Source organism: Ewingella americana ATCC 33852, assembly GCF_000735345.1.
Lineage (GTDB): Bacteria > Pseudomonadota > Gammaproteobacteria > Enterobacterales > Enterobacteriaceae > Ewingella > Ewingella americana.
This window is the reverse complement of record NZ_JMPJ01000073.1, coordinates 13,716-27,124: the sequence shown is the minus strand read 5'-3', so window position 1 is coordinate 27,124 and position 13,409 is coordinate 13,716. Positions and strand designations below refer to the sequence as shown.

16 protein-coding genes are annotated in these 13,409 nt (G+C 57.6%); 6 read left to right on the top strand and 10 right to left on the bottom strand.

The genetic code is table 11. The annotated features are described in order from the left end of the window. Positions 1–107: 107 nt before the first annotated feature. The 3 genes from GEAM_RS20650 to GEAM_RS20640 all read left to right on the top strand — a co-directional run bounded on the left by GEAM_RS20650 (position 108) and on the right by GEAM_RS20640 (position 2,391). On the top strand, positions 108–704 hold the full coding sequence (locus GEAM_RS20650; protein WP_034795533.1) for a TetR/AcrR family transcriptional regulator: 597 nt from the start codon (positions 108–110) through the stop codon (positions 702–704). Between the two features lie 29 nt (positions 705–733). Next, the gene (locus GEAM_RS20645) at positions 734–1,450 is read left to right on the top strand and encodes an SDR family oxidoreductase (protein WP_034795531.1); all 717 of its coding nucleotides are present in this window, start codon (positions 734–736) and stop codon (positions 1,448–1,450) included. Between the two features lie 71 nt (positions 1,451–1,521). Next, positions 1,522–2,391 carry an NmrA family NAD(P)-binding protein gene (locus tag GEAM_RS20640; protein WP_034795529.1) on the top strand — a complete coding sequence of 290 codons (870 nt, stop codon included), beginning with the start codon at positions 1,522–1,524 and terminating at the stop codon, positions 2,389–2,391. Between the two features lie 10 nt (positions 2,392–2,401). Here the strand turns inward: GEAM_RS20640 and GEAM_RS20635 are convergent, their stop codons facing one another. Then, positions 2,402–3,292: a LysR family transcriptional regulator gene (locus GEAM_RS20635; RefSeq protein WP_034795527.1), complete on the bottom strand. Its 891-nt coding sequence runs from the start codon at positions 3,290–3,292 to the stop codon at positions 2,402–2,404. A 101-nt stretch (positions 3,293–3,393) separates the two neighbouring features. On the opposite strand from GEAM_RS20635, the gene GEAM_RS20630 reads away from it, so the two are divergent. Further along, complete coding sequence (locus GEAM_RS20630; protein ID WP_034795523.1) at positions 3,394–4,032, top strand: NADPH-dependent F420 reductase; 639 nt, start codon at positions 3,394–3,396, stop codon at positions 4,030–4,032. Here the strand turns inward: GEAM_RS20630 and argE are convergent. The 9 genes from argE to GEAM_RS20585 all read right to left on the bottom strand — a co-directional run bounded on the left by argE (position 4,000) and on the right by GEAM_RS20585 (position 11,923). Then, on the bottom strand, positions 4,000–5,163 hold the full coding sequence (gene argE, locus GEAM_RS20625; RefSeq protein WP_336509653.1) for an acetylornithine deacetylase: 1,164 nt from the start codon (positions 5,161–5,163) through the stop codon (positions 4,000–4,002). The two genes, GEAM_RS20630 and argE, sit on opposite strands and share 33 nt — an antisense overlap. 7 nt (positions 5,164–5,170) lie before the next feature. Further along, entirely contained in the window at positions 5,171–5,581 is a 411-nt protein-coding gene (locus GEAM_RS20620) for a RidA family protein (RefSeq protein WP_210435893.1), read from the bottom strand. A gap of 84 nt (positions 5,582–5,665) precedes the next feature. Continuing rightward, on the bottom strand, positions 5,666–6,418 hold the full coding sequence (locus tag GEAM_RS20615) for an amino acid ABC transporter ATP-binding protein (protein ID WP_034795513.1): 753 nt from the start codon (positions 6,416–6,418) through the stop codon (positions 5,666–5,668). Beyond that, positions 6,405–7,073, bottom strand: a complete 669-nt coding sequence (locus tag GEAM_RS20610; protein ID WP_034795510.1) for an amino acid ABC transporter permease — start codon at positions 7,071–7,073, stop codon at positions 6,405–6,407. The genes GEAM_RS20615 and GEAM_RS20610 overlap by 14 nt, the downstream gene beginning before the upstream one ends. Further along, entirely contained in the window at positions 7,070–7,741 is a 672-nt protein-coding gene (locus GEAM_RS20605; RefSeq protein ID WP_034795508.1) for an amino acid ABC transporter permease, read from the bottom strand. Before GEAM_RS20605 ends, GEAM_RS20610 begins: the two co-directional genes overlap by 4 nt. A 92-nt stretch (positions 7,742–7,833) precedes the next feature. Next, positions 7,834–8,634 carry a transporter substrate-binding domain-containing protein gene (locus GEAM_RS20600; protein ID WP_034795506.1) on the bottom strand — a complete coding sequence of 267 codons (801 nt, stop codon included), beginning with the start codon at positions 8,632–8,634 and terminating at the stop codon, positions 7,834–7,836. A 114-nt stretch (positions 8,635–8,748) separates the two neighbouring features. Further along, positions 8,749–9,717, bottom strand: coding sequence for an agmatinase (locus tag GEAM_RS20595; RefSeq protein ID WP_034795505.1), 969 nt, complete (start codon positions 9,715–9,717; stop codon positions 8,749–8,751). Between the two features lie 43 nt (positions 9,718–9,760). Next, the gene (locus GEAM_RS20590) at positions 9,761–10,636 is read right to left on the bottom strand and encodes a MurR/RpiR family transcriptional regulator (RefSeq protein ID WP_034795503.1); all 876 of its coding nucleotides are present in this window, start codon (positions 10,634–10,636) and stop codon (positions 9,761–9,763) included. Between the two features lie 312 nt (positions 10,637–10,948). Further along, positions 10,949–11,923 carry an NmrA/HSCARG family protein gene (locus GEAM_RS20585; RefSeq protein ID WP_034795501.1) on the bottom strand — a complete coding sequence of 325 codons (975 nt, stop codon included), beginning with the start codon at positions 11,921–11,923 and terminating at the stop codon, positions 10,949–10,951. A gap of 94 nt (positions 11,924–12,017) precedes the next feature. Between GEAM_RS20585 and GEAM_RS20580 the strand changes: the two genes are divergently transcribed. Then, a complete protein-coding gene (locus tag GEAM_RS20580; protein ID WP_034795499.1) occupies positions 12,018–12,923 on the top strand; it encodes a LysR family transcriptional regulator in 906 nt (301 codons plus the stop codon). A gap of 90 nt (positions 12,924–13,013) precedes the next feature. Next, positions 13,014–13,403, top strand: a complete 390-nt coding sequence (locus GEAM_RS20575) for a hypothetical protein (protein WP_034795496.1) — start codon at positions 13,014–13,016, stop codon at positions 13,401–13,403. The last annotated feature ends 6 nt before the right edge of the window (positions 13,404–13,409 follow it).

Genomic DNA, 13,409 nt, shown 5'->3' with positions numbered 1-13,409 from the left:
TTAGGGTTATCTTTGGCGAACATTAAATAGATGATGACTTACTGACGCCTTCTTATATTATGATCATAATTTAATGAAGATGAAGATAACCCGAGGAGAGCGATTTCATGCGCTATGCAAAAGACCATAAAGAAGAGACGCACAAGCACATCGTCAAGGTGGCGTCGCAGCGATTCCGCGAGGAAGGAATTGAAAAGGTGGGGGTTGCTGCCCTGATGGGCCACGCAAATCTTACCGTAGGTGGCTTCTACAGCCACTTTAAATCCAAGGAAGAGCTGATTCAGGAAGCCGTAGGCAGCGCGGCGGACGAGACTTACTGCCGCATTTTCGGGCGTCCTGAAGACGCGGCGAAAGTCGACCTTGAGTTGATTCTAACTCGCTATTTGAGCGTCGAGCACCGCGACACGCCAGAGGCGGGCTGCGTGGTAGCGGCGCTGGCTTCGGAGCTGAAAAATCGGCCACCAGAGACGCGCGCCATGATTGCCAACAAGACCCTGGATTTCATTGGGCGCATCGCCGACTGCCTGCCGCCAGAGGCAAGTGACGAGATCCGCCAGAGAACGGCCCGCTCTATCTGGGCGGTGATGGTCGGGACGCTTCAGCTCTCCCGTTTGGTTCCAGATAAGGAGCTGTCAACGCAGCTTCTGCAAGACGGCATCGCCAACGCATTAAGGCATGCCTCGGAAGTTAAAAATCTCACCTGAGGGTGAGCACAACTCAATAGGTAAATAAGATGAATATTCAAGGCAAAACGGTGTTTGTTACAGGTGCCAATCGCGGTATCGGCGCTGAGTTAGTGCGCGCGCTGCTCAAGCACGGCGTGGGCAAAGTCTATGCCGGGGCGCGTAACCCTGAGACGCTGCCTGACTTCGGCGATAACCGCGTTTCCGCCATCAAAATTGATATCACGAAAGCGGATGAAGTGACCGCCGCAGCGGCCAGCGTCGGTGGCGTGGATATTTTGGTGAACAACGCGGGCGTGATGCACGTTAATGGTATTTTGACCGCCACCAGCGCCGAGCTGGCCGGGGATATCGAGGTCAATTACTACGGCACTCTGCGCGTCATTCAGACCTTCGCGCCGTTAATCGAAAAGAACGGCGGTGGCGTAATTGCCAACGTGCTCAGCGTGCTGGCGTTGGCACCTATGGCACCGGTTGCTGGATATTCTGTCTCAAAAGCGGCGTTGCACTCAGCCACTCAGGCGGCACGCGGCGCGTTAAAAGCTAAAAATATCAAGGTTGTCGGCATCTTCCCTGGCCCTATCGACACGGAATTATCTTCCGGCCTGCCAATTGATAAAACTTCTCCTGACGTCGCCGCCGAGGCCATCGTTCAAGGGTTTATCGACGATCTCGAGGATATCTATCCCGATCCGGTTTCCCAGCAAGTTTCTGGTTTTTGGGGCAGCAACCCTAAAGGTCTGGAGCACCACTTCGCCAGTCTGTGAGTCACACCGCGGCGGCCTGCGCGGTTGACTCACACCCGCAGGCCGCTGGAAATCTTAAATCTGGGGCATTGATGATGAAAACCTTTCTGGTAACCGCTGCGGCGGGGGACACGGGCGCGGCGACGGTAAAATTCCTGCGCGAGAGTGGGCACAAGGTCCGTGCGCTGGTGCGCCGGGACGATGAGCGCGCCGAGCAGCTGCGCGCACTGGGGGCGGAAGTGGTGATCGCCGACATGCTGAAGCTGAAACAGGTTCGTGCGGCGCTTGACGGGGTGTCTGCCGCCTATCTCTGCTTTCCGCTGGCTGACGGGTTGGTGGAAGCCACGGCGATTTTCGCTCAGGCGGCGAAAGAGGCGCATCTTGAGCTGATTGTGAATATGTCGCAAAAGCAGTCGCGCTCGAACGCCACCAGCCAGCAGACGCTCAACCACTGGATGGCCGAGCAGGTGCTGAACTGGTCCGGCGTGCCGACCACGCATCTACGGGTGACGTTGTTCGCCGAGTGGCTGCTCTACACCTCGCACCTGATCCGCGAAGGGCGCTATGTCACGCCGTTCGGGGCAGACAGCCGCTTTGCACCGATTGCGGCCAGTGATATTGCACGGGTGATTGCCGCGATACTGCTCAACCCCGAGCCGCACGTCGGCAAGGTTTACCCACTGCACGGGCCGCGCGAGCACAGCCATCTCGATATCTCAGAGCTGTTGGCGTCGGTATTAGATAAGCCGATTCGCTTCGAACAGGTGGAAGTTGATGAGTTCCTGAGCCTGCTGGGTGCGCCGGATAACCCGACGCTGCGCAGCCATTTCACGGCTATCCGGCAAGATCAGCATGAAGGTTTGCTGGCCGGGCTGGATGACTTCGGCAGGGAGATTATCGGCCAGCCGCTGATGACCTTGCCCGAGTTCATCGAGCGCCATCGCGGGCAGCTCGGCGGCTGATCTCACTCACTTAATGGCCGAACTCCGCCACCATCGCATCCACAAAGCTGCGGAGTTTGGCCGTTGGTCGGCGAGTGGGCGGGTAGACAATGTGCATCGGGCGGGCCGGGCCTTGGTACTGGGTTAACACCTGCACTAGTCGGCCTGATTTGACTTCACTTTCTAACACGATTTCCGGGCCGAGCGTAATGCCAAAGCCGCTGATCGCCGCGTGCAGCAAGGCATTCCAATTATTGCAGTGAAAACGCCCGGCGATATGCACTTCCTGCGTTTTGCCGTCGCGGCTAAACAGCCAGCGGCAGGGCTGCGAGGCGGGGGAAGAGCCATAGTGCAGGCAGTCGTGGTGAGCCAGCTCCTCCAGCGTTTCCGGCGTGCCGCGCTTGGCCAGATAGTCCGGCGAGGCGCAGGCGATCAGCCGGTATGGCCTGAGCTGGCGGGCAATCAGCGATGAATCCACCAAATCCCCCAGACGAATAATCACTTCTATGCCCTCTTCCAGCGGATCCACGTAACGGTCGTCGAGGGAGAGGTCAATCTGCATATCCGGGTGCTGGGCCAGAAAACGGGTGACAAAGGCGGGCATGGTAAAAGCGCCGAAGGTGATGGGCGCGCTGACTTTCAAAATGCCTTTGGGATGCGTTTGCATATCCAGCGCCAGCGAGTCTGCGGCTTCAACCTCAGACAGCACGCGTTTACAGCGTTCATAGTAGGCGCGGCCCACGTCGGTCAGCTGCTGGCGGCGGGTGGTGCGGTTGAGCAAGGTAATGCCGAGCTGCGCTTCCAACGCGGCGATGTGCTTCGCCACCATTTGCGGCGACATGTCCAGCGCGTCCGCTGTCGCGGCGAAAGAGCCTAAATCGGCTGATTTCACAAACACGTTCATGCTGGTCAGTCTGTCCATGATTCACCACTCTGGGTTGTTAGTTATCAAAATAAACGGCCATTTATCTTCGAATCTATATCAATCAAGCTCTCTGTGTCATTAACCTCGGAGAGAAGATCATGAAGATAGGCATTATTGGGGCAGGGTTTGTCGGCCGGGCTATCAGCAAGCTGGCTTTAAAAGCGGGGCATCAGGTGATGTTGAGCAATTCACGCGATCCCAAAACATTATTCACCTTAACCCGCACCACCCAGTGTCAGGCGGGAACTCCGCAGCAGGCGGCCGAGTTCGGCGATATCGTGGTGATCGCCATTCCATTAGAGGCGTATCGCAGCGTGCCCGCCGCGCCGCTGGTGGGCAAGGTGGTGATTGACGCCAACAACTACTATCCCGACCGCGACGGGCGCATCCCTGAGCTCGACCAGCATCAGACCACCACCAGCGAAATGTTGGCAAAGCACTTGCCCGAGTCTCGGATTATCAAAGCTTTTAATGCCATCAGAATGGATGATTTGCTGAATGACGGACTGCCTGCTTCCGCTGCGGAGCGCCGCGCTTTGCCGATTGCCGGTGATGACGCGCAGGGCAAGGCGATAGTTACGGCGCTGCTCGACGAGTTCGGTTTTGACGTGGTGGACGCCGGTGGGTTGGCGGAAGGTTGGCGTTTCGAAGCCGGAACGCCAGTCTATTGCGTGCCGCTCAATCAAGAGCAGCTGAAAGCGGGGCTACAGGCTACCGCCGCTAACCATCTTGCGTAAAAAAGTCAGGCAGAGTTCCAGCTGCGACAGCTCAATGTATTCGTCGGCCTTGTGCGCCTGAGTAATGGAGCCGGGGCCGCAAATCACGGTAGGGATGCCAGCCTGCTGGAACAGCCCGGCTTCGGTGCCAAAAGCCACGGATTCGAAGTCGTGCTGGGGCAGCGCGCTGGCGCATTGCTGCTTGAGGGCGTCCATCGACTCATCGTCTTGCAGCCCCGGATAGGCGACTTGCTGCGACAGGTGAATATCCGTGTCCGGACTGACGCGGCGCATATCGGGGAGCAACTCTTGGCTCGCCCACTGCTGCAAGCTCTGGGGCAGCTGCTGGTGGGGAGAGCCGGGCAGGGCGCGAATTTCAAAGTCGAATTCGCAGTGGTCCGGCACCACGTTGACGGCGGTTCCCCCTTTAATGGTGCCGACTTGCACCGTGGACCACGGCGGATCGTAGCGCGCGTCGCCCGTCTCCTGCTGCCAGCCTTTGCCCTGCTGGCGCAAAAATGTCACCAGCTCGGCGGCAATTTCAATCGCATTCACCCCCAAATCGGGCTGAGAAGAGTGGGCAGCCTGCCCGTGCACCGCGCAGCGCCACGCGCTTTTGCCTTTGTGCGCGGTAGCAACTTTCATCAGGGTCGGCTCACCGACGATACAACCACTCGGGCGCACGGCGTCGCGCGATAATTCATCCAGCAGGCCGCGCACGCCGACGCAGCCAATCTCTTCATCGTAGCTGACCGCGATATGTACCGGCGTGGCGTCCGGGTGGCGCGTGGCTTCAATAAATTCGGGCACCAGCGCCAGCACGCAGGCCAAGTAGCCTTTCATGTCGGCGCTGCCGCGACCATAGAGGCGGCCATCGCGGGCGGTCAGCACAAAGGGGTCTTGCGACCACGGCTGGCCTTCAACCGGAACCACGTCGGAGTGGCCTGAAAAGCAGATCCCGCCGCGCTGAGGGTTGCCAATGGTGGCGTAAAGGTTGGCGCGCAGACCGTCTTCGCTATAAACCCGGCGAGCCGCGATGCCATAATCGGCCAGATAAGTGTCGATATAGTCAATCATCGCCAGATTGGACTGGAGGCTAATGGTGTTAAAACTCACCAATTTAGACAGGATATCTACCACGGTCTGCATCATGCTTTCCTTATGATTTTACTGCGATTACGTCAATCTCAACCCACCACTCAGGGCGCGCCAGCGAGGTGATCATCAGGCCGGTAGAGACTGGGAAAACGCCTTTCAGCCAGCGGCCCATGATGTTGTAAACCGTCTCGCGATAGCGCACATCGGTGAGGTACACGGTGATTTTGCAGATGTCTTCCAGCTTGCTGCCCGACTCTTCCAACAGCATTTTAATGTTGTACATCGCCTGCTCGGTCTGTGCCGCGACGTCGCCCTTGCCAACCGACTCGCGGGTATCAAGGTCTTGACCAATCTGACCGCGCAAAAACACCATATTTCCGGCGACCACCGCCTGACATAAATCATTATCCAGATTCTGTTCAGGGTAGGTGACTTTGGTGTTAAACGGGCGAATACGAGTATGTGCCATGATGCTTTTCTCCTGGTTTACTGCATTAAGGTGTTGGACTCAAGGTGGGGGAATGCCCCGTAAAACTGCGTAATGCTGCTGCCGAAGCTAGGCAAGGAACTGCTTTAGCTCCGGCGTTTGTGGTGCGGTAAAAATCTGCTCCGGGGTGCCCACCTCGTGGACTTTCCCCTGATGCATAAAGACGATGCGATCGCTGACTTTGCGCGCAAAGTTCATCTCATGGGTCACCATGATGATGGTCATCCCCTCTTCGGCGAGGTTTTCGATTACCTGCAGCACTTCGCCGACCAGCTCGGGGTCGAGCGCCGAGGTGATTTCGTCACACAGCAGCACCTCCGGGTTCATCGCCAGCGCGCGGGCAATGGCCACGCGCTGCTGCTGGCCGCCGGAGAGACTGGCGGGCCACATGTCGAATTTTTCCTCTAGACCGACGCGGGCCAGCAGGGTTCGCGCGGCGCGCTCCGCCGACTCTTTTTGCATCTTCTTCACCAGCGTCGGCGCGAGCATGATGTTGCGGCCCACGGTGAGATGCGGGAACAGATTGAAGCTCTGGAAAATCATGCCGACGTTTTGGCGCAGCTCGCGCATGGCGGCCGGGTCGTCATGGCGCAAGGCTTGGCCGTCGACGGTTAACGTGCCTTTGTGGAAGCTCTCCAGCCCGTTAATGCAGCGCAGCAGGGTGCTTTTACCCGAGCCGCTTTTGCCCAGAATGCATACCACTTCTTTGCGTTTGATCTTCAGATCAATGCCCTTCAGCACTTCATTGTCGCCAAAGCGTTTGTGCAAACCGGTGATATCAACGACCGCAAAACCGGCCTCGGTGTGGTTAGTGTCGGTCATGGTTATCAGCTCCACGCATTACTTGTTTTTCGAGATACCTGCTCCACAGCGAGAGCGGGAAACAGAGGATGAAATAGAGCAGCGCCACGCTGCCGTATACCAAAAATGGTGAGAAAGTGGCGTTTGCAATAATCTGCCCGGAGCGCGTCAGCTCGACGAAGCCAATCACCGAGGCCAGCGCGGTGGCTTTGACGGCCTGCACCATAAAGCCCACGGTCGGGGCGATAGCCACGCGCACCGCCTGCGGCAAAATCACGTAGCGCAGCTGCTCGCCGAAAGAGAGCGCCAGACTGGCGGAGGCCTCCCACTGCTGCTTTGAAATGCTCTCCACGCTGCCCCGCCAGATATCGGTCAGATAGGCGCTGGCGTAAAGGGTTAAACAGAGGCTGGCTGCCACCAGCGGGGTGGTATCAATGCCAAACAGCGCCAGTCCGAAGTAGGTCAAAAACAGCTGCATCAACAGCGGCGTGCCCTGAAACAGGTTGACGTAAATCACCACGATGGTTTGCAGCCAGCGGCGATGGGACAGGCGCATGACCAGCAGGATTGCGCCGACGATACCGCCGCCGATAAAGGCAATCAGCGACAGTCCGACGGTCCAGCGCAGCGCCAGCAGCAGGTTGCGGTAGATATCCCACAGCGAGAAATCACTCATGATCTTTTTCCTGTTTGTGGACCAAAGATAAAGCGCGGGCCGAACCACCCAAGAAACTGACGCACCGCGATGGCAAGCAGCAGGTAAATCGCCGTCGCCACAATGTAAGACTCAAAGTTGCGGAAAGAGCGGCTGGCAATCAGGTTGGCCGCGTAAGAGAGCTCCTGAGTGGAGATTTGGCTACAGACCGCCGACCCGAGCATGATGATCACCACCTGACTTATCATGCTCGGCCAGACGCGACCCAAGGCCGGAGGCAGCACCACGCGGGTGAAGATTTGCCATGGGTCAAGCGCCAGACTTTGCGCCGCTTCAATCTGGCTGCGCGGGGTGTTTTGAATCCCGGCGCGGACGATTTCAGAGGTATAAGCGCCGAGGTTGAGCACCAGAGACAGGGTGCTGGCCTCAATGGCCGACAAGTGAATGCCCAGCACCGGCAGGCCGAAAAAGATAAAGAACAGCTGCACCACGTAAGGCGTGTTGCGCAGCAGTTCGACATAGCAGGCCACCAACAGCCGCAACAGGCCGCGGCCGTTAGCGCGCGCCCAGCCGCTGGCAATCCCCAGGCAAATACCCAAGAAGGTTGATATCAGCGTCATGACTAGCGTGATCAGGGTGCCACTCAGCAATAACGGCCACTGCTGTAGCACGGTAGTAAAATCAAACATAGAGACTCGGCTCCTCAAGTGGCATAGATGCCCGATATTGGCAATTCACTTCCCCCCGCCAACGCAGTGCGGCAGGGGGAAGTGACTGCGGGTTATTCCGGTAAGTTGCCTGCCGGCGCACCCAGCCATTTCTCAGAAAGCTTGTCCAGCGTGCCGTCTGCCTTGGCGGCGCGGATAATGTCATTCACCTTGGCAACCAGCTGCGGCTGGTCCTTCGGCATCCCGACGTAGCACGGCGAGTTGGCTAGCATCACTTTCATATGCAGGTCGAGCTTCGGGTTCTTCTTCATCATGGCGCCCGCCACCGGAGTACCAATCGCCATAAACTGCGTTTGCCCGGAGAGATAAGCTGCCACGGTGCTGTTGTTATCTTCAAAACGCTGAGGAATGGCGTTTGGCGACTGGCTGGTCAGCTCTTGGTCTTCCATGGAGCCGCGCGTCACCCCAACTTTCTGCCCGGCCAGCTGGGCGAAAGTGGTGATATTTTGCTTACTGCTGCCAAATACCGCGTCGAAGAACGGAGCATAGGCAATACTGAAATCAATCACTTTGGCGCGTTCTGCGGTTTTGCCTAGTGACGAGATGGTCATATCCGCCTTGCCGGTTTGCAGGTAAGGCACGCGGTTGGGCGCGGTGACCGGAATTAGGGTGACTTTCACTCCCAGCTTCTGTCCGATCAGCTTGGCGACGTCGACATCAATGCCTTCCGGCTCCATGGACGCGCCGACATAGCCGTACGGCGGGTAGTCCACCGGGATGGCGACGCGCAGGTTTTTGTCCGCCATCACCTTATCCAGCACGTTTTCAGCGCTGGCGGTCAGGCTAAACATGGCGCTGGCCGCGCCGAGCAAGACGGGTAGGACATAAGCAGCAAGTACACGACGAGTTTTCATTGCGGTTATCCTGTGTAGTGAAGTGATGAATGTTTTTGTTGCGCAGTCGGCTGCGCTTATAAGTTGAGCCGGTGAAGGCTCCCTGGTGTTGACGCTTTACTGTTGTTTGGCACTTTATTTTTTGAAGTACCCGGCCCGCACGGCCATGCCAATCAGGTTGACGAAGAACCGGCAGGCGGTGATGGCGGTAATGCCGTTAAGGTCTTTTTTCGGCGTGATTTCAACGATATCCATCCCCACCACGCGGCCTTTCTTGACTAACCCGTGGATCAGTTTGCGCGCTTCGCTGTAGGTCACGCCGCCCAGCGCCGGGCCTGCCACGGCGGGCATAATGGTCGGGTCGATGCCGTCGGCATCCATGGTCAGGTAGTAATTGCCGCCGTCGGGAATGCGGCTGAGAATGGCCTCGACGCCTTCGTCATGCAGCTCGTGGGCGGTTATCAGATGTGCGCCATAGGCCAGCGCGGCGTCGACTTCTTCCTGACGCGCGGAGCCGTTGGCACGCAGGCCAATCTGGAAGATTTCGCCGATGTGGGCCATTTCAGAGGCGCGGCGGATTGGGCTGGAGTAGCCGTCGGTCACGCCATTGACCTCCTGACGCCAATCCAGATGGGAGTCGATCTGAATCAGGGTGATCGGGCCGACGCCGTCCAGCGCGCGCAGTACCGGGATTGGCACGCCGTGGTCGCCGCCGATGATCAGTGGCATGCCGCCGAGGGAGAGAATTTTGCGCACCACGGTTTCTGCCGCGTCGTAATGGCCGTTGAGCTGGCGGGCGTCACCGGCGATGTCGCCGCAATCGACCATGCGGATAGGCTGGTTGTCCATCAGCGGGCCGCCGATATCAAAGTCATAACGCTCAATGCTGCGCACGGCGCGGTCGGTCGCCTGACGCACGGCGGTCGGGGCGTTGGTCTGATCGTTGGTCACTTCATCAATCGAATACGGCGAGCCATAAGGAATGCCCAGCACGGCGATATCCACGGAATCCAAGGTGTTCAGGTCGCTGACCACTTCTGAGTAGAGCAGGCTTTTGTGGCCATGTTTCGGGGCGGTAGTCAGTTCTGGTTTGTAAACGCTCATCTTTATTTCCTATCAATTAGGGTTGCCAAGGGCCGGGTAAGATCTATTTGTGGCTCCACCATTCGCCCATCAGCCAGAGCTTCTCTTCGGTGTCCGTCACGCAGGCGCGGACATCGACTTTCGCCGTGGCCGCCATCAGCGTGGCTAAGAGTTCGCTGACTAAAAAAGCCGGCGTCATGGCGTCAAAAAACGAGGTGGTTTGCTTCTGAACTAAAATGGTGTCGCTGGCCAAACGCGCGACGGGCGAACTGGCGTCATCAGTGATGGCGACGATTTTGGCTTTCTGCTGCGCCATGTAGCGGGTCAGCACCACGGCGCGGCGCGAATAGGGCGATAGGCTGCACACCAGCAGCACGTCTTTCGGACCGATGCTGTGCATCAGGGTCATCAGGCCGCTTTCACCGGCGCCCTCCACCAAAATCAGGTTGCTCTGGAAGTAAGAGGCCACGTGATAAAAGTGAAATGCGATGGAGAAAGAGGCGCGCATGCCCACGCAGTAAATATTGCGCGCCTGCGACAGGGTCTTGGCCGCGCTGACAATCGAAGCCAGATTGCTGGCCTGACACAGCGACTGAATGTGGGAGATGGTGGTGTTCGCCAAATCCAGCACCAGTGAGCTTTCGCCGACCTTCTGCTTCATTTCGACCAGCGCCGAGACTCGCGAGCTGTATTCATTGCCTTTATTGCGCAAGGCATTGATAAAAATCTCGCGAATGTCGTCATAGCCGGAGAAGCCCAATCGCTTGGCGAAACGGGTCATGGTCGAAGGGGGAAGCCCGGCCAGCTTGGCCTGCTCACGCATCGACATCACCGCCACTTCCTGCGGGTAATTCAGCACAAAGCTTGCCACCAGCCTTACCTGCTTGGGTAAAGACTCATATTGATCTTTGATTTTCTGAATCAGTGCTTGCTGTTCCATAGGGCCTCGCCATCGATATCTCTCTCATGATGGTTGCAACGGCCATGCCAAATTTTTTCCAAGGTGAAACAGTTGAATCAAAATTGGCTGGATATTTTTTGCGCGAAAAGCCTAAAAAGTGGTGGGGGGATTAAGTGGATGATTTGAATGATTCACGGCAGGTTAAAAATAGTGGTGACTGTTTTGCTTTGCGCCATTTTGCGCAGAATTTGCGGCAGTTTCCCCTGCGCCAGTTTGGTGCGCAGGGGCGATCATTAAGGCGCATTGCCACTTTTGTTGCACCTTTTGCGACATTTTTCGCCAACGGGCAGCTTAGTCTTGAGGTAGCCCGAAGCGAGCGCTTTCGCCTTGCCAGCCAGTGGCTTTCAGAAATTGCTCCCACGTCAGGCTGGCGGGATTAACGCGTCGACTCCATTCTGTATCGCGGTTCGGGCGATAGTAGCCGTGCTCCACGGCGTACTCGGCCATGCCCACCACTTCATCAACCAGCGCATTCATCCCGGCGAATGACGGGAAATGCTGCACCAGCTCTTCTCGGGTAAAGGCCGAACTGTAGGCCGCTTTTCGGCCCGTGACGCGGCTAAAGGTGTCGACAATCTCTCTGGGTGAGAGGAATTCGCCAATCACCGGCAATGACTGGCCTGCATATTTCTCGCGATTATCCAAAATTTCTAACACCGCTGGCCCCGTTGCGGTCAGGGGATCGACAAAAGGCGCGCGGTGATTTTCCGGCAGATAGAGGGGGAAAATCAGCGTATCGCCTTCAAGGCGTGGCGGGTAATACTCCAAAATATTGGTGTAGAAGAACGCCATATAAATGAAGGAGCTGGTCACCGGCAGGGCGCGGATATACTCCTCGACCCGGCCTTTATCGGTGAAGTGCGGCACCCACTTTTTGCCTGCAGTGATGCTGTCGACATTCTCCAGCGCGGTGAAAACGATATGCTCCACGCCCGCCTCGACGGCGGCATCGGCCAGCTCTTTGCCCAGCGGGGCTTCGTCGCTTTCAGCATAATTGGCATCCGGCGCAATGGGCGGCGTCATCAGAAAGGCGGCCCGCGCCCCTTGAAAAGCCTCAACAAACAGCGGTTTATGGCCTAACTCAAGGGGCACCGCCACCAGCTCGGCACCAAGACGCGCCAGCTCCTGTGCCTCGCGGGAGTCCACCCGCCGGGTTAAAGCTCGCACTCGATAACGCTGACTTTGCAACAGAGTCTGCACCACGCTGCGGCCCTGTTTGCTCAGCGCACCGACGACGGTAACAAGGGGTTTTTGAGAGGAGTTCATCGACTTTTCCTGCCTGATAGGGGGTTGAACTTGCATTATCAGCAGAACTCAGGGATAACAGAAATCGATTGATTTATATTAAGGAATCCAAATTATGGATACCACGCGCATGGATCTCAACCTGCTGGTCACCTTCGAAGCCCTGCTTGCCGAGCAGAATGTCACTAAGGCGGCGGCGCGGCTCAACCTCAGCCAGCCTGCGGTCAGCGCACAGCTCAATCGACTGCGCGAGATGTTTGACGACCCGCTGCTGGTCCCCGCTCGGCGCGGCATGACGCCCACCGCCAAGGCGCTCGAGCTGCTGGGGCCACTGCGCGAGGCGATGGACCAACTGCGGCGCACGCTGCAATCTCATCAAGATTTTCATCCGCAGAGCGCACAGTTGACGGTGACCATCGCCTGCACCGACTATATTCAGGCCGCCGTGGCGATGCCGCTGGTGCTGGCTCTGCGCCAATCAGCGCCCGGCGTGCGCATTGCGCTGCGCCACTATATCCCCGACCAGCTGGAGCCACAGCTGGCCAGCGGTGAGATTGATCTGGCAATCGTCACGCCGGAGAGCCGCCACGCCCAGCTGCGAACCCGCCATTTATTTGATGAAGACTATGTGCTGGTGGGAAGGCGCGGGCATCCGGCGCTGAATGGCGAGTTGAGCATGCAGGCATTTGCCCAGTTGGAGCAGGTGATTGTTTCCCCCTCGGGCGGCGGTTTTACCACCCCGATTGATGACGCGTTGGCGACTTTTGGCCTTCAGCGCAGGGTAGTGATGTCGGCGGCGTCCTTCCTGTTCGTGCCGCAAATCGTTGCCATCAGTGAGCTGGTCGCGCTGGTTCCTCGTCGGCTGCTACAGCAGGTGATGACCGATCGCCTTTCGCAGGCCGAAGTCCCGTGGCTGGTGGAGCAGTTCGAGGTCAGCCTAATCTGGCACGAGCGCAACCACGGCCACGCCGGGCAGCGCTGGGTGCGAGAAGCGATTTTAGGGTTGGTGAAAGAGTCATAGCTGGCGGGACCCGCTTGACGGCAATCACCGCCCCTGCCAGATTTTAACTCTTACTGCGCGACATCATGACCAACAGAAGGGATTCACTCTATGCGCCATTTCATCTCATATTCGCTAATGATTGGTAGCCTTTTAGCCATATCGCCGACCATGGCAGCCAGCAAAAACGCCGAGCTGCGCTTTGATTCAGCTTGTGATTTCAAAGCGTTAAATCTGAGAGTGCTGGAAGAGGATAATGTGAATCCGGGCAGCGTGCTGTTGGAAATTAAGCTGCAAGATAAGGCGGTGAGCCGCATGGCACAGGTGACGCGTGACCATCTGCATCAAAGCCTGAATTTTTATGTTAATGGCACCAAAGTCAGCACCGCCACCGTGCAGACCGAGCTAGCCATGCAGGAGATCCAAATCGCCGTCGATAAACCCACGGCGAAGAAGATCTTTCCGGGCCTAATGGCAACCCAGTGCAAGGCTCGGGGGTAACCGGCT